Source organism: Serratia sp. JKS000199 (assembly GCF_900215455.1).
Lineage (GTDB): Bacteria > Pseudomonadota > Gammaproteobacteria > Enterobacterales > Enterobacteriaceae > Serratia > Serratia ureilytica.
Window position 1 is genome coordinate 3,778,198 of sequence record NZ_LT907843.1, and the last position, 25,697, is coordinate 3,803,894.

At 59.6% G+C, this 25,697-nt stretch carries 23 protein-coding genes; 8 read left to right on the forward strand and 15 right to left on the reverse strand.

The window, feature by feature from the left end; translation table 11 throughout:
* Positions 1-2: 2 nt before the first annotated feature.
* Positions 3-578, forward strand: coding sequence for a division/outer membrane stress-associated lipid-binding lipoprotein (gene dolP, locus CPH57_RS17980; RefSeq protein WP_021505102.1), 576 nt, complete (start codon positions 3-5; stop codon positions 576-578).
* A 116-nt stretch (positions 579-694) separates the two neighbouring features.
* Positions 695-2,257, forward strand: a complete 1,563-nt coding sequence (locus CPH57_RS17985) for a S10 family peptidase (RefSeq protein WP_033644513.1) — start codon at positions 695-697, stop codon at positions 2,255-2,257.
* Between the two features lie 57 nt (positions 2,258-2,314).
* Here CPH57_RS17985 and mtgA read toward each other — a convergent pair whose 3' ends face one another.
* From mtgA to CPH57_RS18005, 4 genes are all read right to left on the reverse strand, one after another.
* Positions 2,315-3,046: a monofunctional biosynthetic peptidoglycan transglycosylase gene (mtgA, locus tag CPH57_RS17990; RefSeq protein WP_033644511.1), complete on the reverse strand. Its 732-nt coding sequence runs from the start codon at positions 3,044-3,046 to the stop codon at positions 2,315-2,317.
* Positions 3,043-3,696, reverse strand: coding sequence for an isoprenoid biosynthesis glyoxalase ElbB (gene elbB, locus CPH57_RS17995; RefSeq protein ID WP_033644510.1), 654 nt, complete (start codon positions 3,694-3,696; stop codon positions 3,043-3,045). Before elbB ends, mtgA begins: the two co-directional genes overlap by 4 nt.
* A 237-nt stretch (positions 3,697-3,933) precedes the next feature.
* The gene (arcB, locus tag CPH57_RS18000) at positions 3,934-6,273 is read right to left on the reverse strand and encodes an aerobic respiration two-component sensor histidine kinase ArcB (RefSeq protein ID WP_033644509.1); all 2,340 of its coding nucleotides are present in this window, start codon (positions 6,271-6,273) and stop codon (positions 3,934-3,936) included.
* Positions 6,274-6,365: 92 nt separating this feature from the next.
* Positions 6,366-7,304 (reverse strand): TIGR01212 family radical SAM protein, encoded by a 939-nt coding sequence (locus CPH57_RS18005; RefSeq protein ID WP_096242619.1) that lies wholly within the window; start codon positions 7,302-7,304, stop codon positions 6,366-6,368.
* Positions 7,305-7,995: 691 nt separating this feature from the next.
* Here CPH57_RS18005 and gltB point away from each other — a divergent pair.
* The 3 genes from gltB to CPH57_RS18025 all read left to right on the forward strand — a co-directional run bounded on the left by gltB (position 7,996) and on the right by CPH57_RS18025 (position 14,533).
* Complete coding sequence (gene gltB / locus CPH57_RS18015) at positions 7,996-12,456, forward strand: glutamate synthase large subunit (protein ID WP_096242620.1); 4,461 nt, start codon at positions 7,996-7,998, stop codon at positions 12,454-12,456.
* Between the two features lie 14 nt (positions 12,457-12,470).
* Entirely contained in the window at positions 12,471-13,889 is a 1,419-nt protein-coding gene (locus CPH57_RS18020) for a glutamate synthase small subunit (protein ID WP_096242621.1), read from the forward strand.
* Between the two features lie 164 nt (positions 13,890-14,053).
* Entirely contained in the window at positions 14,054-14,533 is a 480-nt protein-coding gene (locus CPH57_RS18025) for a hypothetical protein (protein WP_033644504.1), read from the forward strand.
* A gap of 62 nt (positions 14,534-14,595) precedes the next feature.
* Here the strand turns inward: CPH57_RS18025 and sspB are convergent, their stop codons facing one another.
* The 5 genes from sspB to zapE form a co-directional block, all read right to left on the reverse strand.
* Complete coding sequence (gene sspB / locus CPH57_RS18030; protein ID WP_025304365.1) at positions 14,596-15,096, reverse strand: ClpXP protease specificity-enhancing factor; 501 nt, start codon at positions 15,094-15,096, stop codon at positions 14,596-14,598.
* A 5-nt stretch (positions 15,097-15,101) separates the two neighbouring features.
* Positions 15,102-15,743, reverse strand: a complete 642-nt coding sequence (gene sspA / locus CPH57_RS18035; protein ID WP_004937082.1) for a stringent starvation protein SspA — start codon at positions 15,741-15,743, stop codon at positions 15,102-15,104.
* Positions 15,744-16,068: 325 nt separating this feature from the next.
* Complete coding sequence (gene rpsI / locus CPH57_RS18040; RefSeq protein WP_004937080.1) at positions 16,069-16,461, reverse strand: 30S ribosomal protein S9; 393 nt, start codon at positions 16,459-16,461, stop codon at positions 16,069-16,071.
* A gap of 15 nt (positions 16,462-16,476) precedes the next feature.
* On the reverse strand, positions 16,477-16,905 hold the full coding sequence (gene rplM / locus CPH57_RS18045; RefSeq protein ID WP_004937079.1) for a 50S ribosomal protein L13: 429 nt from the start codon (positions 16,903-16,905) through the stop codon (positions 16,477-16,479).
* A 275-nt stretch (positions 16,906-17,180) separates the two neighbouring features.
* Positions 17,181-18,308 (reverse strand): cell division protein ZapE, encoded by a 1,128-nt coding sequence (gene zapE, locus CPH57_RS18050; protein ID WP_033644501.1) that lies wholly within the window; start codon positions 18,306-18,308, stop codon positions 17,181-17,183.
* A gap of 231 nt (positions 18,309-18,539) precedes the next feature.
* On the opposite strand from zapE, the gene zapG reads away from it, so the two are divergent.
* From zapG to degS, 3 genes are all read left to right on the forward strand, one after another.
* Complete coding sequence (gene zapG, locus CPH57_RS18055) at positions 18,540-18,941, forward strand: Z-ring associated protein ZapG (protein ID WP_004937074.1); 402 nt, start codon at positions 18,540-18,542, stop codon at positions 18,939-18,941.
* Positions 18,942-19,114: 173 nt separating this feature from the next.
* Positions 19,115-20,485: a serine endoprotease DegQ gene (degQ, locus tag CPH57_RS18060; RefSeq protein WP_025304368.1), complete on the forward strand. Its 1,371-nt coding sequence runs from the start codon at positions 19,115-19,117 to the stop codon at positions 20,483-20,485.
* Positions 20,486-20,573: 88 nt separating this feature from the next.
* The gene (gene degS, locus CPH57_RS18065) at positions 20,574-21,632 is read left to right on the forward strand and encodes an outer membrane-stress sensor serine endopeptidase DegS (protein WP_033644500.1); all 1,059 of its coding nucleotides are present in this window, start codon (positions 20,574-20,576) and stop codon (positions 21,630-21,632) included.
* Positions 21,633-21,703: 71 nt separating this feature from the next.
* On the opposite strand, the gene murA is transcribed toward degS, so the two are convergent.
* The 6 genes from murA to mlaE form a co-directional block, all read right to left on the reverse strand.
* Entirely contained in the window at positions 21,704-22,963 is a 1,260-nt protein-coding gene (murA, locus tag CPH57_RS18070) for a UDP-N-acetylglucosamine 1-carboxyvinyltransferase (protein WP_019453131.1), read from the reverse strand.
* A 55-nt stretch (positions 22,964-23,018) separates the two neighbouring features.
* Positions 23,019-23,273: a BolA family iron metabolism protein IbaG gene (gene ibaG, locus CPH57_RS18075; protein WP_025304370.1), complete on the reverse strand. Its 255-nt coding sequence runs from the start codon at positions 23,271-23,273 to the stop codon at positions 23,019-23,021.
* A 140-nt stretch (positions 23,274-23,413) separates the two neighbouring features.
* Positions 23,414-23,716, reverse strand: coding sequence for a lipid asymmetry maintenance protein MlaB (gene mlaB, locus CPH57_RS18080; RefSeq protein WP_033644499.1), 303 nt, complete (start codon positions 23,714-23,716; stop codon positions 23,414-23,416).
* On the reverse strand, positions 23,716-24,345 hold the full coding sequence (gene mlaC, locus CPH57_RS18085; protein ID WP_033644498.1) for a phospholipid-binding protein MlaC: 630 nt from the start codon (positions 24,343-24,345) through the stop codon (positions 23,716-23,718). Before mlaC ends, mlaB begins: the two co-directional genes overlap by 1 nt.
* 14 nt (positions 24,346-24,359) lie before the next feature.
* Positions 24,360-24,908 (reverse strand): outer membrane lipid asymmetry maintenance protein MlaD, encoded by a 549-nt coding sequence (gene mlaD / locus CPH57_RS18090; RefSeq protein WP_033644497.1) that lies wholly within the window; start codon positions 24,906-24,908, stop codon positions 24,360-24,362.
* Between the two features lie 4 nt (positions 24,909-24,912).
* Positions 24,913-25,695 carry a lipid asymmetry maintenance ABC transporter permease subunit MlaE gene (gene mlaE, locus CPH57_RS18095; RefSeq protein ID WP_033644495.1) on the reverse strand — a complete coding sequence of 261 codons (783 nt, stop codon included), beginning with the start codon at positions 25,693-25,695 and terminating at the stop codon, positions 24,913-24,915.
* Positions 25,696-25,697: the final 2 nt, after the last annotated feature.

Here is a 25,697-nt window from a genome sequence, read left to right on the forward strand (position 1 = left end):
AGATGAAGCTAAAAGCCACATTTGCAGTGCTGTCCAGCGCCCTGCTGTTGCAAGGCTGTATCGCCGGCGTCGTCGTCGGCAGTGCGGCCGTCGCCACCAAAACCGCCACCGACCCGCGCAGCGTAGGGACCCAGGTGGATGACGGCACGCTGGAAGCCAGGGTAGAAAGCGCCCTGAGCAAAGACCAGCAGTTGAAGAAAGAGGCCCGGGTGGTCGCCACCGCCTATCAGGGCAAGGTGCTGTTGACCGGCCAGTCGCCTAACGCCGATCTCACCGCGCGCGCCAAGCAGATCGCCATGGGCGTGGAAGGCACGACCGAAGTGTATAACGAAATTCGCCAGGGCACGCCTGTCAGCCTGAGCACCGCGTCCTCCGACACCTGGATCACCACCAAAGTGCGTTCGCAGCTGTTGACCAGCGATACGGTGAAATCGTCCAACGTGAAAGTCACCACCGAAAACGGCGAAGTGTTCTTGCTGGGCCTGGTCACTCAGCAGGAAGGACAGTCGGCGGCGCAGATCGCCAGCCAGGTCAGCGGCGTGAAGCACGTCACCACCGCCTTTACCTATGTGAAATGATCCTTCAGGCAAGGGGGCTTCCCCTTGCCGATTTTCTGTACGCTTCCCGCTGTTTTACCCTGGTTTAATGAGCCGCGTTTAAAGTAATCTCTCACTTCATTACGGATAAAATTCAAATGGACAGAATTTTAATCGGTTTTCTCACTGCCGTTTCTTTATTCACCGCCGGAGTTTCCGCCGCCAATCCCACTCAGGATACGCCCCGCGCCGAACATGCCCCGCCCCCGATGACCGGTCAAACCGTTGCTACTCAAGGCGCGATCACGGTCGACCAGGTAAAAATCAATTATCAGGCGCAAACCGGGGTGCTGGAATTGAGTAAAGAGGATCCGGAAGATCCCGTGACCGGCATGTTCTATGTTGCGTATTTCAAAAAGAATGAGAATAAGAACGAAAGCAGGCCGATTACCTTTATCTACAACGGCGGGCCGGGCTCCGCCTCGCTGTGGCTGCATATGGGGGCGCTGGGGCCTAAACGGGTTATCGCTACTCAGCCAGAGAAAACACAGCTGGCGCCTTACCAACTCACCGATAACCAATACAGTCTGCTCAACGTCAGCGATCTGGTGTTTATCGATGCCCCCGGAACGGGTTACAGCCGCTTTTCCAGCAGTGCCGCCAGCCAGCCGGAGAGAGCGCAGCAAAAAGCACAGAGTGCCAGCAACGTCTATGGCGTCAACGGTGATGCTCAGGCTTTTTCTCAATTTATCGTTCAGTTTTTAACGCATTACCAACGCTGGAACTCACCTAAATATTTATTGGGTGAAAGCTACGGCACTACCCGCTCGGTGGTATTGGCCGAGACGCTAAAAAATCAGAATATCGATCTTAACGGTATTATCCTGATGTCGCAGTTTCTGAACTACGACAATAACGTCGACGATCCCAATCAAAACCCCGGCGTCGATCAACCTTACTATCTGGCGCTCCCAACCTACGCAGCCAGCGCATGGTACCACCAGCGGCTGCCGGGCAAACACCAGAGCCTGAAAACCCTGTTAGACCAGGCCGAGCAGTTTGCGCTGGGGACTTATGCCCCAGCCTTACTGCAAGGTGCCAATCTGCCTGAAAAAGATCGCCAAACGCTCGCCGAGCAGCTTTACCAATTTACCGGCATTCCGGCCGATTATTGGCTCAATGCCAATTTGCGCCTGAGTGGACCGGTCTTCGCCAAGCAACTGTTGCGCAGCCAAGACGAGACCATTGGCAGAATCGATACCCGCTATCGTGGGCCGTCGCTGGATAATATCGCTGAAACGTCCAACTACGATCCCAACGTCAGTGCAATTACTTCCGCCTACGTCGCGCAATTCCACGATTATCTTGGCAAAACGCTGCATTTTAGCGCCGACCAAAACTATCGCGCATTTTCCAATGAGGTCTATGACTGGAACATGTCCAGCAACAGCCGGGACAGATCATTTAACGTGTTGCCGAACCTGTCGCGAGTGATGAAAATGACTCCGACAATGAGAGTGATGGTGATTGGCGGGGTTTACGACCTGGCCACCCCTTACTTCGTCGCCAAATATGAGATGAGCCATCTGCCCGTGTCGCCCAAATTACGCGACAATATCCGTTTCTATTGGTATGACACCGGGCATATGCCGTACGTGGATGAACTATCGCTTAAAAAGATGCACGCGGATTTAACTGCATTTATCAGCGAAAAGCCCTGATGCGGCATTAGCCACCGAAGAGAGGGATACCTTGCCCGAAAGCAGGGTATCGCTTGGTTAATCCAGCTTGTTCTCTTTCAGGAAACCTTCCCCACCCAACTGGCGCATCTGGCGCATAATCCACTGTTGACGCTGCACCACATAACCGGACGGCGCATCGGCCCTGAAGCGATGCGGATTCGGCAATACCGCCGCCAGCAGCGCCGCTTCGGCCGCGGTCAGGCGCTTGGCCGGCTTATGGAAAAAGCGCTGTGAAGCCTCTTCCACGCCGAACACCCCGTCGCCGAACTCCACGATGTTCAGATACACCGTCAGAATACGCCGCTTGGTCCACACCAGCTCGATGCCCGACGTCAGCCCGGCCTCCAATCCTTTGCGCAGCCAGCTGCGGCCATCCCACAAAAACAGGTTCTTGGCGGTCTGCTGCGACAGCGTGGACGCGCCGCGGATGCGCGTCGGGCGCTTCTCGTTGTGGCTGAGCGCCTTTTCAATGGCCGCCACATCGAAGCCCCAATGGTCTGGAAACTTCTGATCTTCGGCCGCCATCACCGCCAGTGCCATCTGCGGCGAAATGTCGTCCATCGACACCCAGTCCGAATGAGCGACGTAGCCGAAGTCGCCGCTCAGCCAGGCGCTGATCTGCCGCTCCACCATCACGGCGGAAAACGGCACCGGCAGGAAGGCGAAGGCCACAATGCCCAACACCCACAGGCCGATAATCGCGATGACGCCGCGTTTCAGCCAATACCACGGACGCAGCCGCCGCCATCCGCCGACCGATTTGCTCATTCAGCCAGTTCCAGCACCCGCGCCACCAGTTTATCGATGCCGACGGCCGCCTGCGCGATCGACGGCGCCAGCATATAGGCTGGCGTGGTCACGATCTTGTGCTCGCTGTCCACCACGATGTCGTCCACCGGGCAAATCACCGGCTCGCCGCCCATGGCGTCAATCACTTCTCCCAGGTCGGGATCGTTGCCAATGGTCAGCCGCGCTTGTTGATCGAGCAGCTTCGGCAACAGCGCCGGTGCGATGCACATCAGGCCAATTGGTTTGTTGGCCTTATGCATCTCGCGCGTCAGACGCGCCAACGCTTCATCGACCCAACATTCCGCGCCGGCCTCGGCGAAATTGCTGAGATTCTTGGCGGCGCCAAAGCCGCCGGGCACAATCAGCGCATCCAGCTGCGCGGCCTCCGCCAGCGCCAACGGCTGCACTGCGCCGCGGGCAATGCGCGCCGATTCAATCAGGACGTTGCGCGATTCCGCCATCTCCTCACCAGATAAGTGATTAATAACATGGCGTTGCGGTTTATCAGGCGCAAAACACACCGCCTGCGCGCCGGCACGGTCCAGCGCCAGCAGCGTCAGCACCGCTTCGTGGATCTCCGTACCGTCATAAACGCCGCTGCCGCTGAGGACTACACCCACCTTTTTCATCACTCTTCCTCCTGTCGCTGCTGTCAACTGGTTCGTGCTCGGAGTTGACAAACACTAATCTACATCACACATTTTAATGAATCTTCTAACAAGAGCGCTTACATTTGCTATGTTGTTGGCTGTATGATGTTTAGGAATTCGCTACAACCTGCTCGACCAGAACACTGAAACCAATACGCAGGTTCACAATTTCCCTGGTGTTGGCGCAATATTCGCGCACCCCGGCTCACGTCGGGGTCATTTTTTTTCAGCGTTCTCTACCCAAGCCCGCAGTACCTGCACGTCGTTACGCCACTCTTGCTTCAGCTCATCTACCCAGTCCTGCACGTTATCCCACCAGGCCGGCAGCGTCGGCGTTTGAATCTGTTGCGCCAACTGCTGCAGGTGACGCAGGCCGACCGAACCGGCGGCGCCCTTGATCTTGTGCCCTTCCTCGGTGATGCCTTTCTGATCGCGCGCCGTCATGTTGGAATCCAGCACCGCCAGATAACCCGGCATCATCTGTTCGAACATCTCCAGACTTTGATGGATCAACTGCGGACCAACCAGGTCCATGTACTGCTCCAGCATCGCGGTATCGAGTAACGACTCATTAATCTGCATCGCCTTGTGCTCCGTTTTCTTAGAAGTGTGAGAAGGTTGATGATCCCAATAGTGTTTGATGACCTTGGTCAGCGCCGGCACCGACAGCGGCTTGCTCAGCACATCGTCCATGCCCGCCTCGAGATACTCTTTTTTGTCTTTCAGCACGTTGGCGGTCAGGGCCACCAACGGCGGCAGCGCCTGCCCGGCGTAACGCTCGCGCAGCGCCCGGGCGATATCCAGCCCGGTCATGTCCGGCAGTTGGATGTCCAGTAGCACCAGATCGAACTCGTCCGGATCGAACATCGCCAGCGCGTCATGGCCGTTCATCGCCACCTCGACGCTGTTGCCCAGCTTCTCCAGCACCGAGCGCGCCACGATCACGTTCAGTTCGATATCTTCCACCAGCAGGATGTGCAGCGCCGGCAACGGCAGCTCCTCTTCCTCCGGCGCCGCGCTGACGGCTTCCTGCACCGCCGGCGCCTTGATGGTCAAAGTGAAGCAAGAACCGTGCCCTTGTTCGCTGCGCACGGTAATGTCGCCGCCCATGCTCTGCGCCAGCCGTTTGGAGACCGCCAGCCCGATGCCGGTGCCGGTGGCCGGACGGCCGCCGCGCTGATCTTTCACCTGATAATACATGGCGAAGATCTTGTCCTGCTCGTCCTGCGGGATGCCCATGCCCGAGTCTTCCACTTCGAACACCAGCTTCTCCTGCGCCTCGCGCCGCACGCGCACCACAATTTGCCCCTGTTGGGTAAATTTCACCGCGTTGCCGATCAGGTTCCACAAGATCTGCCGCAGGCGCGTGCCGTCGGTCACGATCTGCTGCGGCAGCGGCGTCTGCGGCTCCATGATGAACTGCAGCCCTTTCGGCTGCGCTAGCAGGCCCGAGAGATTCTCCAGATCCGCCAGGAAACCGGTGAAGTCCACCGGCTGGTTGTCGAGCTGCACCTTGCGCCGCTCGAGCTTGTCCATTTCGATAATGTCGTTGAAGATATTGCCGAGGGTGATGGCGCTGACGTGAATGGTCTTCAGGTATTTCAGCTGCTCGTCGTTCAGCTCGGTATCAAGCAAAATGCGGCTCAGGCCGACGATGCCGTTAAGCGGCGTACGCAGCTCGTGGCTGATCGTGGAGATAAAGGTGGTTTTCTCCCTGCTGGCGTTCTCCAGCGCGTCCTGGTAGCGCTTACGCTCGGTAATATCGCGGCCGAAGCCCATCAGCCCGTGGCGTTTGCCCACCCGGTCGTAAAACGGGACCTTGCGCAGCTCGAAACAGGCCTTGCGGCCGTCGGGATACACCAGCCACTGTTCGTAGGTCAGCGAAACGTTGTGGCGGAACACCTTCTCGTCGGTCTCAATGACCTTTTCGGCGATCTCCTGGCCGTAGACGTCGAACGGCGTCAGGCCGATCAGCTGTTTCTCGCTTTTGCCGGTCAGCAGTTCCATCGCGCGGTTACAGCCGGAAAACTCTTTATCTTCGTTGCGGTAGTAGACCAAATCCGGCGAGGCATCGAGGAAGGAACGCAGCAGCGCCGATTGCTGGCCCAGCTCAATCTGCGCCTGCTCGCGCTGCTCCATCTCTTCCGTCAGCTTTTCCATCACCTGCAGGCGCTCTTCTTCCGCTTTGATACGGTCGGCGATCTCCTGATTCAGCTGGCTGATATTGTCTTTGAGCTGCTGATTAAGCTCCAGATCGCGGTGGCGCATCTCTTCCAGCTTGTCCACCAGCCGCGCCAGCCGTTGGCGCGACTCTTCCAGCTGTTCCACCACCACCGAGAGAAAGTAGACCGCCCACGGGGTGATCAACAGACCGAAGAAGATTGAACGCACCACGTCGATGCTTTCCACTTCGCCGCGCAGCAGCATGGTCACCGCCATCTGCACCACCATCGCCAGCACCACCAGCGCCGAGGCCAGCAGCAGCGAGAAGCGCACCAACCCCAGTTTCACCATTAAATCAACGTAGTACTGGGCCAACACCCGGATTTGCTTCATAGCGGCTCCCATCAGACATAATCTTTTGAATCATACCGTAAAACCGCTATGAGATAAGGCGGCAAACGCCGAAGTGTGGCAAAAATTGCACTTCAGAGCGGCATTCCGGGGCGGTAGCGCCGCTTTTCATCCAGCGCGCTGCCCTGCCCGCCGTATTGCTGCAGATAAGCGCCGACCGCCTGCATGCCGCTCCAGCGGTTTTCGCACCACAGCGGCGCCAGCAGCGTCGGCCGACGGGCGCTGGCGGAAAGACGGTGGTACACCACCTCGCCCGGCGTATGGCGGACCATCTCCCCGGCGCTGGCGGCGTAGTCCTCCAGCGCCAGTTCGGGCAACCGCCCGGCAAACCACGCCCGCGCCAGGGTACTGCCGGTGACGACGTGCAGCGGATGCAGTTTGATGCCATCCACGCCGGTCTCCGTCACCCGCTGCAGCGTGAGCAGATGATCGCGCTGAGTTTCTCCCGGCAGCCCGACGATCAGATGGCAGCACACCTTCAGCCCGCGCTGCCGGGCCAGTCGCGCAGTCTGCTGATAACAGCGAAAATCATGGCCGCGGTTGATGCGCTTCAGCGTTTTATCGTGCGTCGTCTGCAACCCCAGCTCCAGCCACACTTCATAGCCTTGCTCGCGGTATCCCGTCAGCAGATCCAGCGCGGCGGGCGGCACGCAGTCCGGCCGGGTGCCGACGCACAGGCCGACCATGGCGCTCTGCGCCAACGCCTGCCGATACATCGTCTCCAGCCGTTCAACCTCCGCATAGGTGCTGGTATAGGCCTGGAAATAGGCCAGATAGCGCCGCGCCCGATCGGCCCGCGCGGCCTGCTGCGCCAGCTGTTCGGCGATGCTCTGCCGCTGCATCGCTTCATCGGCGAACGAGGCGACATTGCAGAACGTACAGCCGCCGCGCCCCAACGTGCCGTCGCGGTTAGGGCAGCTGAATCCGCCGTGCAGCGTGAGTTTATGGATCTTTTCGCCATAGCGGCGCTGGAGATCCGCGCCAAACATATTGACTAATTGCGGCAACTGCATAATCTTGGTGGTTCTCTGTGTTCAAAGCCGCGATGCTAATAAGAAACGGTTTTTCCCGCGATGACAGAGATCAACGCTTTCCCCGCAAGGCGCCATCAGGCATAACTATTCATCATAAACGCAAATCAATTCACTCTAATTCTGATGAATTATTCTAATCGTCACGCAACCGTTAACGGCAATATGACAACACGGTGAAAAATAGTCATAAACATCAGCTAAGCAATATCTTATAGAATAAAATTCTGGCATTAACCCCCGCACTAGCATGGTGCAGAGATTAAGAGGTTGCACTATAGTGAGACAGCTCACACTTCTGCGGGGATCGGTGTTGCCCCACGACAGTGCAAAAATGCATTAAAATACTTATTTTTCAAATAAATAAACATCATTAATTCGATAAGAATCTATCTTAAGCCCACATTTGACCTGCGAATTCTTTCTCGCTAAGTTGGAAGTCCGCTGGAAGCTTTCTGGACGGGCAAACGTCTCGTCATATTTATGCAGTAATTGAAGACTCCCTCTTAAAACAAGTCCTATACCACTTGTGAGACCGTCACGAGAGGCCATTGATGGAGGGCGGAAAAGCAGATTGGCGGGGTTAACTTGCTGATTGGACTTCTGCCTGAAATTGGGAAGCCCCCTCGCAGTAGGTTGTGAGAGTCACGCAGAGCCTGGGGAGGTTCACGATATGTTGTACGATAAATCCCAAGAGAGGGACAACTGTGGTTTCGGCCTGATCGCCCACATAGAAGGCGAACCTAGCCACAAGGTGGTGCGCACCGCCATTCACGCGCTGGCGCGCATGCAGCACCGCGGCGCGATCCTCGCCGACGGCAAGACCGGCGACGGCTGCGGCCTGTTGCTGCAAAAACCCGATCGCTTCTTCCGCATGGTGGCGGAAGAGCGCGGCTGGCGTTTGGCCAAGAACTACGCCGTCGGCATGATGTTCCTCAGCCAGAATGAAGAGGAAGCGCGCCTCAGCCGCCGCATCGTGGAAGAAGAGCTGCAAAACGAAACGCTGTCGATCGTCGGCTGGCGCGAAGTGCCGACCAACCCGGACGTGCTGGGTGAAATCGCCCTCTCCTCCCTGCCGCGCATCGAGCAAATCTTCGTTAACGCCCCGGCCGGCTGGCGCCCGCGTGATATGGAACGCCGCCTGTTCGTGGCGCGTCGCCGCATCGAGAAACGCGTGCAGGACGACAGTTTCTACGTCTGCAGCTTCTCTAACCTGGTGACGATCTATAAAGGCCTGTGCATGCCTGCGGATCTGCCGCGCTTCTATCTCGATCTGGCGGACCTGCGCCTGGAGTCGGCCATTTGCCTGTTCCACCAGCGCTTCTCCACCAACACCGTGCCGCGCTGGCCGCTGGCGCAGCCGTTCCGCTACCTGGCGCACAACGGCGAAATCAACACCATCACCGGCAACCGCCAGTGGGCACGCGCCCGTACCTATAAATTCCAAACGCCGCTGATCCCGGATCTCCAGGCCGCCGCGCCGTTCGTCAACGAAACCGGCTCCGACTCCAGTTCGCTGGACAACATGCTGGAGCTGCTGCTGGCGGGCGGGATGGATCTCATCCGCGCCATGCGCCTGCTGGTGCCGCCGGCCTGGCAGAACAACCCGGACATGGACGGCGATCTGCGCGCCTTCTTCGACTTCAACTCGATGCACATGGAGCCGTGGGACGGCCCGGCCGGCATCGTGATGTCCGACGGCCGCTACGCCGCCTGTAACCTCGATCGCAACGGCCTGCGCCCGGCGCGCTACGTGATCACCAAAGACAAGCTGATCACCTGCGCCTCCGAAGTCGGCATCTGGGATTACCAGCCGGATGAAGTGGTGGAAAAAGGCCGCGTCGGCCCCGGCGAGCTGATGGTGATCGACACCCGCAGCGGCCGCATCCTGCACTCGGCGGAAACCGACAACGATCTGAAAAGCCGCCACCCGTATAAAGAGTGGATGGAGAAAAACGTCAAACGCCTGGTGCCGTTCGAAGATCTGCCGGACGATCAGGTCGGCAGCCGCGAGCTCGACGACGCGCAGCTCGAAACCTATCAGAAACAGTTCGGCTACAGCAGTGAAGAGCTGGATCAGGTGATCCGCGTGCTGGGCGAAATTGGCCAGGAAGCCACCGGTTCGATGGGCGACGATACCCCGTTCGCCGTGCTCTCCAGCCGGCCGCGCATCGTTTACGACTATTTCCGCCAGCAGTTCGCGCAGGTCACCAATCCGCCGATCGATCCGCTGCGTGAAGCGCACGTCATGTCGCTGGCCACCAGCATAGGCCGCGAAATGAACGTGTTCTGCGAAGCCGAAGGCCAGGCGCACCGCCTGAGCTTCAAATCGCCGATCCTGCTGTACTCCGATTTCAAACAGCTCACCACGCTGGAAGGCGAATACTATCGCGCCGAGACCCTCGATCTGACCTTCGATCCGCAGCAGCAGGATCTGGAGCAGACCATTCGCGCCCTGTGCGACGAAGCGGAACGTAAGGTGCGCGAAGGCGCGGTGCTGTTGGTGCTGTCCGACCGCGCCATCGCGCCCGGCCGCCTGCCGGTGCCTGCTCCGATGGCAGTCGGCGCCGTGCAAACCCGCCTGGTGGAAAAAAGCCTGCGCTGCGACGCCAACCTGATCGTTGAAACCGCCAGCGCCCGCGATCCGCACCACTTCGCCGTACTGCTCGGCTTCGGCGCGACCGCCATCTACCCGTATCTGGCCTATGAAACCCTGGCCAAGCTGGTGGACAGCCAGGCGATCGACAAGAAATACCGCGACGTGATGCTGAACTACCGCAACGGCATCAACAAAGGCCTGTACAAGATCATGTCCAAGATGGGCATTTCGACCATCGCCTCTTACCGCTGCTCCAAGCTGTTCGAAGCGGTCGGCCTGCACCGCGATCTGGCGGATCTGTGCTTCCAGGGCGTGGTCAGCCGCATTGGCGGCGCCAGCTTCAGCGATTTCCAGCAGGATCTGCAGAACCTTTCCAAGCGCGCCTGGCTGAAACGCAAACCGCTGGAGCAAGGCGGCCTGCTGAAGTTCGTACACGGCGGCGAATACCACGCCTACAACCCGGACGTGGTGAACTCGCTGCAAAAAGCGGTGCACAGCGGGGAATACAGCGACTATCAGGCCTACGCCAAGCTGGTGAACGAGCGGCCGATTGCCATGCTGCGCGATCTGCTGGCCATCACGCCGAAAGGCGAACCGATCCCGGTCGATCAGGTCGAACCGGCGGAGTCGCTGTTCAAACGCTTCGACACTGCGGCGATGTCGATCGGCGCACTGAGCCCGGAGGCGCACGAGTCGCTGGCGATCGCCATGAACGGCCTCGGCGGCTTTTCCAACTCCGGCGAAGGCGGCGAAGATCCGGCGCGCTACCGCACCAACAAAGTATCGCGCATCAAACAGGTGGCCTCCGGCCGCTTCGGCGTGACGCCGGCCTACCTGGTGAACGCCGACGTGATCCAGATTAAGGTGGCGCAGGGCGCCAAGCCGGGCGAAGGCGGCCAGCTGCCGGGCGACAAAGTCACCCCGTACATCGCCAGATTGCGTTATTCAGTGCCGGGCGTGACGCTGATCTCCCCGCCGCCGCACCACGACATCTACTCGATCGAAGATCTGGCACAGCTGATCTTCGACCTGAAGCAGGTCAACCCGAAGGCGGTGATTTCGGTGAAATTGGTGTCCGAGCCGGGCGTCGGCACCATCGCCACCGGCGTGGCGAAAGCCTATGCCGATCTGATCACCATCGCCGGTTACGACGGCGGCACCGGCGCCAGTCCGCTGTCTTCGGTGAAATATGCCGGCTGTCCGTGGGAACTGGGCCTGGTGGAAACCCAGCAGGCGCTGGTGGCCAACGGTCTGCGCCACAAGATCCGCCTGCAGGTGGACGGCGGCCTGAAAACCGGCGTGGACATCGTCAAAGCGGCGATCCTGGGCGCGGAAAGCTTCGGCTTCGGCACCGGGCCGATGGTGGCGCTGGGCTGCAAATACCTGCGCATCTGCCACCTCAACAACTGCGCGACCGGCGTCGCGACTCAGGACGACAAGCTGCGCCGCGATCACTACCACGGCCTGCCGGAACGCGTGACGAATTACTTCCAGTTTATCGCGCGTGAAACCCGCGAGATCATGGCGCAACTGGGCGTGAGCCAGTTGGTGGATCTGATCGGCCGCACCGAGTTCCTGACCGAGCTGGACGGCATCTCCGCCAAGCAGAACAAGCTGGATCTGTCGCCGCTGCTGAAAACCGCCACGCCGCATCCGGGCAAAGCGGTGTACTGCACCGAAAGCAGCAACCCGGCGTTCGACAAGGGCCTGCTGAACAAAGAGCTGCTGGCGCAGGCGCAGCCGCATATCGAAGCGAAACAGGGTAAAACCTTCTACTTCGACATTCGCAACACCGACCGCTCCGTGGGCGCCATGCTGTCCGGCGCTATCGCCAACGTGCACGGCGATCAGGGCATGGCGGCCGATCCGATCAAGGCGCACTTCTCCGGCACCGCCGGGCAGAGCTTCGGCGTCTGGAACGCCGGCGGCGTCGAGCTGACCCTGACCGGCGACGCCAACGACTATGTCGGCAAAGGCATGACCGGCGGCAGCATCGCGGTGCGTCCGCCGATCGGCTCCGCCTTCCGCAGCCATGAAGCCAGCATCGTCGGCAACACCTGCCTGTACGGCGCCACCGGCGGCAAGCTGTTCGCCGCCGGCCGCGCGGGCGAGCGTTTCGCGGTGCGCAACTCCGGCGCCATCACCGTGGTGGAAGGCATCGGCGACAACGGCTGCGAATACATGACCGGCGGCATCGTCTGCGTGCTGGGTAAAACCGGCATCAACTTCGGCGCCGGCATGACCGGCGGCTTCGCCTACGTGCTGGACGAAGACGGCGAGTTCCGCAAGCGCGTGAACCCGGAGCTGGTGGAAGTGCTGGATGTCGATCAGTTGGCGATCCATGAGGAGCATCTGCGCGGCCTGATCACCGAACACGTGCAGGCGACCGGCTCTTCCCGCGCGGAAGAGATCCTGGCCAACTGGCCCGAGTGGGCGCCGAAGTTCGCCCTGGTCAAACCGAAGTCCAGCGATGTCAAAGCGCTGTTGGGTCACCGTAGCCGTTCCGCAGCCGAGCTGCGGGTGCAGGCGCAGTAAGAGGTAGGTCATTAATGAGCCAGAACGTTTATCAATTTATCGACCTGCAGCGTGTTGATCCGCCTAAGAAACCGCTGAAGATCCGCAAAATCGAGTTCGTCGAGATCTACGAACCGTTTTCGGAAACCCAGGCCAAAGCCCAGGCGGACCGCTGTCTGTCCTGCGGCAACCCGTATTGCGAGTGGAAGTGCCCGGTGCACAACTACATCCCGAACTGGCTGAAGCTGGCCAACGAAGGCCGCATCATGGAAGCGGCGGACCTGGCGCATCAGACCAACAGCCTGCCGGAGGTGTGCGGCCGCGTATGCCCGCAGGATCGCCTGTGCGAAGGGTCTTGCACCCTGAACGACGAGTTCGGCGCGGTCACCATCGGCAATATCGAGCGTTACATCAGCGATAAGGCCATCGAAATGGGCTGGAAGCCGGACATGTCGCACGTGCAGCCGACCGGCAAGCGCGTGGCGATCGTCGGTGCCGGCCCCGCCGGGTTGGCCTGCGCTGACGTGCTGACCCGCAACGGCGTCAAAGCGGTGGTGTATGATCGTCATCCTGAGATCGGCGGTCTGCTGACCTTCGGCATCCCGGCCTTCAAGCTGGAAAAGGAAGTGATGGTCAAACGCCGCGGCATCTTCAGCGAGATGGGCATCGAGTTCCAGCTGAATACCGAAGTGGGCAAAGACGTCAGCATGGAGACTTTGCTGAGCGAGTACGATGCGGTGTTCCTCGGCGTCGGCACCTATCAATCGATGCGTGGCGGGCTGGAGAATGAGGAAGCGCAGGGCGTGTACGACGCGCTGCCGTTCCTGATCGCCAACACCAAGCAGCTGATGGGGTATGAAACCGAGCAGCACGAGCCTTATGTCAGCATGGAAGGCAAACGGGTGGTGGTGCTGGGCGGCGGCGATACCGCCATGGACTGCGTGCGCACCTCGGTGCGTCAGGGCGCGACGCAGGTCACCTGCGCCTACCGCCGCGACGAGGCCAACATGCCGGGCTCCAAGCGCGAAGTGAAGAACGCCCGGGAAGAAGGGGTGGACTTCCAGTTCAACCTGCAGCCGCTGAGCATCGAACTGAACAGCGCCGGCCGCGTGGCCGGGGTGAAAATGGTGCGCACTCAGCTGGGTGCGCCGGATGCCAACGGCCGCCAGGCGGCGGAGCAGGTGCCGGGTTCCGAGCACGTGATCGACGCCGACGCGGTGGTGATGGCGTTCGGCTTCCGCCCACACCGCATGGACTGGCTGGCGGCGCACGACGTGCAGCTCGATAAACAGGGCCGCATCGTGGCGCCGGAAGGCAGCGACAACGCATTCCAGACCAGCAACCCGAAAATCTTCGCCGGTGGCGACGCGGTCCGTGGCTCCGACCTGGTGGTGACGGCGATCGCCGAAGGCCGCAAAGCGGCAGACGGCATCATGAACTACCTGGAAGTGTAAACCTTCCGTACCGCCAAAGGCCCGGCACATTGCCGGGCCTTTGTTTTAACCGGCCACGCTTTGTAACAACCTCCCCCCTCCTCACAGCCTCAACGCGCTATAGTATTGAGTTAGCACCATTGCAGGGCGCGGCTGCGCCTGACACCGAGATAAGGATAGCGAACATGAAATGCTCCATTTCCCTGTTGGCCGGCGCACTGCTGGCCGTCAGTTTCAGCGCCTCAGCCCTGGCGCTGGATTCGCAGGAGGTCGGTTACAATATCGAAGCGCGCGGCGCGCGGCCGGTCGTGGCGCAGTTGGGCAAGGCCGGGCAGTTCAGCGCCGTGGAAAACAGTATCCGGTTGGGGGACGACAACTGGATTGCTCTGGCGCCCAAGCTGGCCGGCGGCGGCAATGCCGGATTTACCGCCGGCATCAAATCTGCCCTCTCCGCCGCCCTGATCTACAACCCGGCGGCGGTATTGCAGGCGCTCAACAAAGGCAACGATCTGCCGCTCAATGACATCTGCACCGCGCCACCGGAAGTGCAAGGCGACACCGCCATCACCAGCTTCCGTGAGCGCGCGGCCCGCGCGCTGTCCACCGTGCGCGTAGGCGATCTCAGCGCGCCGCGCGATGCCTGCATTGCCGCCTTGAAAGGCTGATCCGCTTCCTCCGGGCAAAAAAAAGCACCCCACGGGGTGCTTTTTCGTTTGTTCACGCGGGCTTATTTCACCACGCGCAGCGCCGGGCGGCCACCGCGCGGCGGCTGCGGCGGTTCGTCGTCCGGGCCGTCATCTTCTGCGGTATCCGGGCGATCGCCGTCGATCACCGACATCAACGTTTCCGAAGGGATCGTCTCATTGTCCAAACCTTCGAACACGCCTTCGCTTTCGTCGTAGGCGGCTTCCGGTTCAAACATCGTGCCAGCGCCGTTCTCACGCGCATAAATCGCCAGCACGGCGGCCATCGGCACCGAAACCTGGCGCGGCACGCCGCCGAAGCGCGCGTTGAACTGCACGTCTTCGTTGCCCAACGCCAGGTTGCCTACCGCGCGCGGCGCGATATTCAACACGATCTGGCCATCGCGCGCGAACTCCATCGGCACCTGAACATCAGGGCGAGTCACGTCGACCACCAGGTGCGGCGTCAGCTGGTTATCCAGCAGCCAGTCATAGAACGCCCGCAGCAGATACGGGCGACGCGGCGTCATCTGAGACATGTCCATCGCGCTTAGCCCCGGGTTTGCAGGCGCATTTCACGCTCGGCTTCGGTCAGGGAAGCCAGGAAAGCGTCGCGTTCGAAGACGCGGGTCATGTAGCCTTTCAGCTCTTTGGAGCCAGCGCCGCTCAACTCGATGCCCAGCTGCGGCAGACGCCACAACAGCGGTGCCAGGTAGCAATCCACCAGGCTGAACTCTTCGCTCATGAAATACGGCGCCTGCCCGAAAATAGGCGCGATCGCCAGCAGCTCTTCACGCAGTTGGCGGCGGGCGGATTCTGCTTCCTGACCGCTGCTCTTCTCGATCTTGTCCATCAGCGAGTACCAGTTCTTCTCGATGCGCAGCATCATCAGACGGCTCTCACCACGGGCAACCGGGTAAACCGGCATCAGCGGCGGGTGCGGGAAGCGCTCATCCAGGTATTCCATGATGATGCGGGATTCATACAGGGTCAGTTCGCGATCGACCAGCGTAGGCACCGTCTGGTAAGGGTTGAGGTCAATCAGATCTTGCGGCAGGTTATCCATTTCGACCTGCTCGATCTCGACGCTGACACCTTTCTCCGCCAGTACGATGCGTACTTGATGGCTAAAAATGTCGGTCGGGCCAGAGAACAGCGTCATTACCGAACGTTTGTTGGCAGCGACAGCCATGAAAACCTCCAAGTTATCTAGAAAATACTGCGAATAGCCAACTGACAGGCTGCTATCCTGAATAATCTTGCCGCAGGCCGGCAGCACGCAGCGCGACCCGAACCCATAAAAAACCGGCCCAGGAGGTCAACTGCACGGCGAACAGGCGCAAAAGTGGGTGATAGTTTACCAGATTTTGCTTGTTTTGTGGGGGCGCTGCGGCGAATTCATGTTGAATTGTCTGATATGCCACAGATTTTAGTCGGGGACAGCGGATTTCAGGCATAAAAAAACCCGGTGAAGCACCGGGTTTTTTGCGTAAATCGCACTGCCGAAGCAGCGGAAATTAACGCTTGGAGAACTGCGGACGACGACGTGCTTTACGCAGACCGACTTTCTTACGTTCAACCTGACGAGCGTCACGGGTGACGAAGCCAGCTTTACGCAGTTCAGAACGCAGAGTCTCATCGTACTCCATCAGTGCACGGGTGATACCGTGACGGATGGCGCCAGCTTGACCGGAGATACCACCACCTTTAACGGTGATGTACAGATCCAGTTTGCCAACCATGTCGACCAGTTCCAGCGGCTGACGAACTACCATGCGGGCAGTTTCGCGACCGAAGTACTGTTCCAGGCTGCGCTGGTTGATAACGATGTTACCGTTGCCCGGCTTGATGAAGACGCGAGCGGCGGAGCTTTTGCGGCGACCAGTGCCGTAGTATTGATTTTCAGCCATTGCCATTAATCCCGATTAAATGTCCAGAACTTGCGGTTGCTGTGCCGCGTGATTGTGCTCGGTGCCCGCGTAAACTTTCAGTTTACGGAACATAGCACGACCCAGCGGGCCCTTTGGCAGCATGCCTTTAACCGCGATTTCAATCACGCGCTCAGGACGGCGGGCAATCATCTCTTCAAAGGTCGCTTGCTTGATACCACCGATGTGGCCGGTGTGGTGGTAGTACACTTTGTCTGTACGCTTGTTGCCGGTTACAGCAACTTTGTCAGCGTTCAGAACGATGATGTAATCACCGGTATCCACGTGCGGGGTGTATTCCGCTTTATGCTTGCCGCGCAGGCGACGAGCCAGTTCAGTAGCGAGACGGCCTAAAGTTTTACCATCTGCATCAACAACGTACCAGTCGCGTTTTACGGTTTCTGGTTTAGCTGTAAAAGTTTTCATTAGAAAGCTTACCCAATAATTAGTTACACGTTGGTGAACACCCAAACGCTCGAAAACAGTTGAGGCTCACACGACCATACAAGTCCAGCAAACCTACCCCTTCGAATAGCCATTGCCGGCACTATAAAGTTTTTGGGAAAAAAAACTTTGTTGTAACGTGGGGTCGCAAGATTATAGAGAAGTCGCTCACAAAGATCGAACGGTTTTTGAATGGAAAATAAATTTATCGCCGGCGGCGGACAACCGGCGATACGGCGGCGGCAAGCCCGGCAGACTCAGGGCAAATGCGGCAGCTTGAGGTACTCTTCGCTCTGCATTTCCTGCAGGCGCGACAGGCAGCGCTGGAATTCAAATTTCAGCTGCACCCCCTGATAGATCTCGAACATCGACGCTTCGGCGCCGATCACCAGCTTGATGTGCCGCTCGTAGAATTCGTCCACCAACGCCAGGAAACGGCGCGCGGTATTCTCTTTCAGCGGCCCCATCACCCGCACATTATACAGGATCACGCTGTGATACAGCCGCGACAGTGCGATGTAGTCCAGTTGGCTGCGCGCCTCTTCGCACAGCGTGTGGAAATCCACCGCCAGCACGCCGTCCACCGAACGGATAGCCTGCAGCGGCCGATGGTTGATCTGCAGCACCGGCGCGTCCTCCCCCGCCTTGCCCGCCAGCTTGACGAACATCCGATCCAGCGTCTCGCGCGTCTGGTCGCTCAGCGGCGTCAGGTAGAGGTGCGCCTGGGTCAGGGTACGCAGACGATAGTCGATGCCGGCGTCGACGTTCATCACGTCGCAGTACTCGTTGATCAGATCGATGGCCGGCAGGAAACGCGCCCGCTGCAGACCGTTGCGGTACAGATCGTCCGGCGGGATGTTCGACGTGGCCACCAGCGTAATGCCGCGCGCGAACAGCGCCTGCAGCAGCGTGGCCAGCAGCATGGCGTCGGTGATGTCGGACACGAAGAATTCGTCGAAACACAGCACGTCGGTCTCGGCCTTAAAGCCGTCGGCGACGATTTCCAGCGGGTTTTCCCGCCCCTGCAACTCGGTCAGTTCTTCATGCACCCGCAGCATGAAGCGGTGAAAGTGCAGACGCATTTTGCGATCGCCCGGCAAACTGTGGAAGAACATATCCATCAACCAGGTTTTGCCGCGCCCGACGCCGCCCCACATATACAGCCCCTGCACCGGGCGCTGCGGCGCCGTGTCGCCGCCCTTGCCCAGCAAGCGGCTGAGCTTACCGCGCAGCCCGCCGGCAGGCGCGCTCGCCGCCGGCTTTTGCAACAGAGCCTGATAAATGCGATCCAGTTGAGTGACGGCCCGGCGTTGAACCTCATCGGCCTGATATTCCCCCGCATCCAGCGCCTGCTGGTAGCGAGATAACGGTGATAGTGCCTGCATCTGTTCGATGTTCCCTAAGAACGCTTAGAAATTATTTAGCCAACGTTGGCGGCAAGTTGATGCCGATTCGCACCGTTATCGCCACAAATGCCCGCTGCGGGCGCCGCTGAAAACCCTGTAAAAATTAGGTGGAAGCGCATCAGGATTCCACTCGGACAAGGTTAACGGTTATAGTGGATATTATTAAGTGAAAAATCCCTGCGGAACAACGAAGTCAAAATAGGAGTCATCATGACCTGGGAGTATGCGCTGATTGGTTTGGTCGTCGGTATCGTGATTGGTGCGGTGGCGATGCGTTTTGGCAACCGTAAATTACGTCAACAACAAGTCCTGCAGAACGAGCTGGACAAGAGCAAAACCGAGCTGGAAGAGTACCGTCAGGAGCTGGTCGGCCACTTTGCCCGCAGCGCCGAGCTGCTGGACAACATGGCGCGCGATTATCGTCAGCTGTATCAGCACATGGCGAAAAGCTCGAACAACCTGCTGCCGGATCTGCCGATGCAGGAAAATCCGTTCCGCTATCGCCTGACCGAAGCGGAAGCAGACAACGATCAAGCGCCGGTGGAAATGCCGCGCGACTATTCGGAAGGCGCCTCCGGCCTGCTGCGCGGGCAAAGCGCGCGCCGCGACTGACCCCCTTCGCCCGCGGGGCCACCCGCGGGCTTCCTCCGTTTACCGTCTTGACCTTCCCTCGCATTACCTTTACTGAACTTTGCACGCAAATTCACGGTCTTACCCTTCACTATGACAAGGTGATTGCCTTATCATCAAATTTTCATCGGCAGGTATTGAGAGAGTTATAATCAATGAAGAAAAAGTCGTTAATTCTTAGTGCATTGGCAATGAGCCTCGGCCTGACGCTCAGCTCCGTACCGGTGGCCAACGCGGCCCTGCCCGTCGCCGTTCAGGGGCAGCCTCTGCCGAGCCTGGCGCCGATGCTGGAAAAAGTCTTGCCCGCCGTAGTGAGCGTGCATGTCGCCGGCACTCAGGTGCAGCGTCAACAACTGCCGGAAGAGTTCAGGCGCTTCTTCGGCCCTAACTTCCCCGGCCAGCAGCAAAGCTCCCGTCCGTTTGAAGGGCTGGGTTCCGGCGTTATCATCGACGCCGCCAAAGGCTATGTGCTGACCAACAACCACGTCATCAACAACGCCGATAAAATCCGCGTGCAGTTGAACGACGGTCGCGAGCTGGACGCCAAGCTGGTCGGCCGCGATGAGCAATCCGACATCGCCCTGCTGCAGCTCAGCGACACCAAAAACCTGACCGCCATCAAGATGGCCGACTCCGATCAGCTGCGCGTCGGCGACTTTGCCGTCGCGGTCGGCAACCCGTTTGGCCTGGGCCAAACCGCCACTTCCGGCATTATCTCGGCGCTGGGCCGCTCCGGCCTGAATCTGGAAGGGCTGGAAAACTTCATTCAGACCGACGCCTCCATCAACCGCGGCAACTCCGGCGGCGCGCTGGTTAACCTGAACGGCGAGCTGATCGGCATCAATACCGCCATTTTGGCGCCGAGCGGCGGCAACGTCGGCATCGGCTTCGCCATTCCGAGCAATATGGCGCAGAACCTGAGCCAACAGCTGATTGAATTCGGCGAAGTGAAACGCGGCCTGCTGGGCATCAAGGGCAGCGAAATGACCCCGGATATGGCCAAAGCCTTCAACACCGACGCGCAGCGCGGCGCCTTCGTCAGCGAAGTGTTGCCGAAATCCGCCGCCGCCAAGGCCGGCATCAAGGCCGGGGACATTCTGGTTTCCGTCGACGGTAAACCGGTAAGCAGCTTCGCCGAGCTACGCGCCAAGGTGGGCACCACCGCGCCGGGCAAAACCCTCAAAGTGGGCCTGCTGCGCGACGGCAAACCGCAGGAAGTCTCGGTCACGCTGGACAATAGCGAGAGCGCCTCGACCAACGCCGAAACGCTGTCGCCGGCGCTGCAGGGTGTTTCCCTCAGCAATGGCGCGTTGCCGAGCGGCGACAAGGGCGTGAAGGTGGAGAACGTGGATAAAGGGTCAACGGCGGCGCAGATCGGCCTGCAGAAAGGCGACGTGATCATCGGCGTCAACCGTCAGCGCGTGGACAACATCACCACGCTGCGTAAAGTGTTGGAGGCCAAGCCACCGGTGATGGCGCTCAATATCGTGCGCGGCAACGAAACCATTTATCTGCTGCTGCGTTAATTTGTGCAAAAACCGGGCTCGGTGACATACTGCGCCCGGTTAACTCATGCTATCCTCCGAACATCGTTCACCACACCACGAAAACTCCATGTTTGCTAAGCTCTTGCGTTCTGTCGTTATCGGTCTCATCGTTGCCGGCCTGCTGTTGGCCGCACTGCCCATGCTGCGTTCTTCCAACGGCCTGTTTGCAGACAAACCTGAGAGCACCAGCGACGAAACGCCAGTGAGCTACAACAAAGCGGTGCGCCGCGCCGCGCCCGCCGTGGTGAACATTTACAACCGCAACCTGAACGGCGCCGCCAACGTGCTGTCGCTCGGTTCCGGCGTGATCATGAATGAACGCGGCTATATCATCACCAACCGCCACGTGATCAAAGACGCTCAGCAGATCACCGTGGTGTTGCAGGATGGCCGCCGCTACGAAGCGCTGTTGGTCGGCTCGGACGGCCTGACCGATTTGGCGGTGCTGAAGATCGATCCCGGCAATTTGCCGGTGATCCCGACCAATAAAAATCGCGTTGCCCACGTCGGCGACGTGGTGCTGGCGATCGGCAACCCCTATAACCTGGGGCAGACCGTCACACAGGGCATCCTCAGCGCCACCGGCCGCATCAGTATGAGCACCACCGGCCGACAGACGTTCCTGCAGACCGACGCCTCCATCAACCGCGGCAACTCCGGCGGCGCGCTGGTCAACTCGCTGGGCGAGCTGATCGGCATCAACACCCTGACCTATGACAAAATTACCGACGGCGAAACGCCGGAGGGCCTCGGCTTCGCCATTCCGATCGAACTGGCCACCAAAATCATGGACAAGCTGATCCGCGACGGCCGTGTGATCCGTGGCTATTTCGGCATTCAGGGCAAAGAGATCATTCCGCTGCGCTCCTCGAATTCCGGCATCGATCGCCTGCAGGGCATCATCGTGACCGAAATTACCCCGAACGGCCCGGCGGGCAGCGCCGGTTTCCAGATCAACGACATCATCATCAACGTGGATAACAAACCGGCGGTATCCGTGCTGGAAACCATGGACCAGGTAGCGGAGATCAGGCCAGGCACCGAGATACCGGTTATCGTGCTGCGCGACGGCAAACGCATTACGTTGAAAATGACGGTGGGTGAATTCCCGGAAGACAGCAATTAAAAAAGGGCCGGCATTGATAGCCGGCCCTTTGATTTTCATCCTGCCGACGCAGCCGCGCCGGCGCTAATGCCTTACTCGCCTTTCACACGCTCGATGTTCGCACCCAGCGCGCGCAGCTTGTCTTCAATACGCTCATAGCCGCGATCAATATGGTAGATGCGATCGACGACGGTCACGCCGTCGGCGATGCAGCCGGCGATCACCAGGCTGGCGGAAGCGCGCAGATCGGTCGCCATCACCTGAGCGCCGGACAGCTGTTCAACGCCATGACAGATCACGGTGTTGCTCTCGATTTCCGCGTGCGCCCCCATGCGGATCAATTCCGGCACGTGCATGAAGCGGTTTTCGAAGATGGTCTCGGTGATAACGCCGGTGCCTTCCGCCACCAGGTTCAACAGGCTGAACTGGGCCTGCATGTCGGTCGGGAAGCCCGGGTGCGGCGCGGTGCGCACGGTGACCGCTTTCGGGCGCTTGCCGTGCATGTCCAGGCTGATCCAGTCTTCGCCCACTTCGATATCGGCACCGGCTTCACGCAGTTTGGCCAGCACCGCATCCAGCGTATCCGGACGGGTGTTGCGGCACATCACTTTGCCGCCGGAAACCGCGGCGGCGATCAGGAAGGTACCGGTCTCGATACGGTCAGGCAGCACGCGATACACGCCGCCGCCCAGACGCTCGACGCCCTCGATGGTGATCTTGTCGCTGCCTGCGCCGCTGATCTTCGCGCCCAGCGTATTGAGGAAGTTGGCGGTATCGACAATTTCCGGCTCACGCGCGGCGTTCTCGATAACGGTCGTGCCGGTCGCCAGGGTCGCGGCGCTCATGATGGTCACGGTCGCGCCCACGCTCACCTTGTCCATCACGATGTGCGCGCCTTTCAGACGGCCATCGACGGACGCCTTGACGTAACCTTCTTCCAGCTTGATCTCGGCCCCCAACTGCTCCAGGCCGGTGATGTGCAGATCGACCGGACGCGCGCCGATCGCGCAGCCGCCCGGCAGGGAAACCTGGCCGCGGCCGAAACGTGCCACCAGCGGCCCCAGCGCCCAGATGGAAGCGCGCATGGTTTTCACCAGATCGTAAGGCGCGCAAAACTCGTTCACGCCGCTGGCGTCCACGAAGACCGAACCGTTGCGCTCAATCTTGGTGCCCAACTGGCTGAGCAGTTTAATGGTGGTGTCGATGTCCTTCAGCTTGGGGACATTCTGCAGCTCGACCGGCTCTTCCGCCAACAGGGCGGCGAACAGGATCGGCAGGGCGGCGTTTTTGGCCCCGGAAATAGACACTTCACCGCTCAGGCGGGTCCGACCCTGCACACGAAATTTATCCATCTGACTACTCTCTGTTATCTAATCTGAAGCTGCCCGCCCGGCAGGGCAAACAGCCTTAAAATCCGTTGAGTTTGCGGTCTCGCTGCCACTCTTCAGGGGTGTACGCCTTGATAGACAAGGCATGAATGCGGTTGTCCGCAATGTATTCCATCAGCGGTGCGTAAACCGTCTGCTGTTTTTTGACGCGGCTCATGCCGGCGAACAGTTCGCCGACCACGATCGCTTGAAAATGGCTGCCGTCGCCCGTCACGTGCGCTTCATCCAGTGCCAATGCCTGCATCAGCACGTCTTTAATCTCGTTGGTTTCCATAGTATCCAGTTCTGCCGCTAAAGGATCATAAACAGCCTAGTATCTTAGTGGAATACGATGTTTTCTTAAACTAAAGAAAAAGCCCCTGCATAACAGGGGCTTTGTATCGTTTAACCACGCAAAGGCGGTGTAAAACGCCGCTAACCGGCGGTATCGACAGGCATTATCGCCTGCAGGTTATAGAGCGCGATCAGCGTTTTCAGACGCTCGGTGACGCCGAAAATTTTTAGCGCGACGCCACGTTGGCGCTGCTCTTCCTGCAGATGCAGCAACAGCGCCAGCCCGGAGGAGTCCACGCGCTGCAGTTGCGCCACGTCGATCGCGGTTTTATCCGCCATCAGCGCGTCGCGCTGCCGCCACAACGGCAGCAGCGTTTCACGGTCCAGTTCACCGCGCAGGATCAGCGTCTGCTGCTCTGATTCGAAGCTGAGCGCTGCCGACATCAGTTTTTCTTGTCCAGCGAGATGGGCTGCGCGGCAGCGGCCTGCAGCTGTTTGGTCAGGCCGTCGATGCCCTGAGTACGCAGCGTAGACGCCCACTCGTTTTGCTTGGTGGTGATCATGCTGACGCCTTCGGCGATCATGTCATACGCCTGCCAGTAGCCGGTTTTGCTGTTCTTGCGCCATTGGAAATCCAGGCGCACCGGCGGGCGGCCGCCGTTGTCGATGATGGTGACGCGAATGGCCACGATGTCGGCATTGCCCAGCGGCTGTTCAGGCGCGATCTGGTAAGTCTGGCCGTGGTACATCGCCAGCGCCTGGCCGTAAGCCTGCTCCAGGTAAGCCTGGAAAGCGGTGAAGTAAGCTTCGCGCTGCGCAGGCGTCGCATCTTTGTAGTAACGGCCCAGCACCAGCGCGCCGGCGTATTTCACCTGCACGAACGGCATCAGTTCCTGATGCACGATGGAACGCAGGTAGTTCGGGTCCTGCTTGATCTTCGGCTGTTCGTTCTTCAAACGGCTGAAGGTCTTCTGCGCCGCGTCTTGCATCATGCTGTAAGGATTGGTTTGGTCGGCTGCGCTCGCCAGCGGCGCAACCACCAGCAGAGCCACCATCAGTAAACGTTTAAACATGCAGGTATCCTCTCTTAATGATTTGGAACAGCGGGTTGCGGTGCAGCGCCGGCAGCGGGCTCAGCGGCCGCGTCTCCCGGTTTGGCGCTGTCCTGACCGCCGCTTTTATACAGGAACTGGCCGATCAGATCTTCCAGAACCATGGCTGATTTAGTGTCCTGAATGGTGCCGCCGTCTTTCAGAATGGTGGTGCCCATATCAGGATCTTCGAAGCCCACGTTAAGCGCCAGATATTGCTCGCCCAGCAGGCCGGAGGTGCGGATCGCCAGCGAACTGGTATCCGGGATTTCGTCGTACTTTTTCTGGATATCGAGCGCCACGCGCGGCGTGTAGGTTTTCGGATCGAGTTCGATGTCGGCCACGCGGCCGATCACCACGCCGCCGATCTTCACCGGCGAACGCGGTTTCAGGCCGCCGATATTGTCGAACGTCGCGTAAACGCGGTAGGTCGGCTCGCTGCCGATCGATTTAAGGTTCGCCACCTGCAGGCAGATAAACACGATGGCGCACAGCGCGATCAGCATGAATGCCCCAACCCAGATTTCACTCTTCTTCGTTTGCATCGAATCAATTCCCAAACATCAGTGCGGTCAGCACGAAATCCAATCCCAACACCGCCAGTGACGAATGCACCACGGTACGCGTCGTCGCCCGGCTAATCCCTTCAGAGGTAGGCACGGCGTCATACCCGTTGAAAATGGCAATCCAGGTTACGGTAATGGCGAACACCACGCTCTTGATCAGGCAGTTGAGCAGATCTTTTTTCCACTCTACGGCGCCTTGCATCGCCGACCAGAAGAAGCCGCTGTCGATGCCTTTCCAATCCACGCCGACCACCGAGCCGCCCCAAATGCCGATCGCCACGAAGATGATGGTCAGCAGCGGCATGCTGATCATCCCCGCCCAGAAACGCGGCGCCACGATGCGCCGCAGCGGATCGACCGCCATCATTTCCAGGCTGGAGATCTGTTCCGTCGCCTTCATCAGGCCGATTTCCGCCGTGAGCGCGGAACCGGCGCGGCCGGCGAACAGCAGCGCCGTCACCACCGGCCCCAGCTCGCGCAGCAGCGACAGCGCCACCATCATGCCGAGGCTGGCTTCAGCGCTGTAGGTGGTAAGCACGATATACCCCTGCAGGCCCAGCACCATGCCGATAAACAGCCCGGAAACCATGATGATCAGCAGCGACTGCACGCCGACGCTGTAAAGCTGTTTCAACAACAGCGGCCACTGCTTGCCGGGTTCCGGCCGGCCAATCAATGCGTTGAACAGCATCAACCCGGCGCGGCCGAAGCTGGCGCTGGTGTTGATGCCACTGCGCCCCAGAGACGCTAACGCTCTTAATAACATGA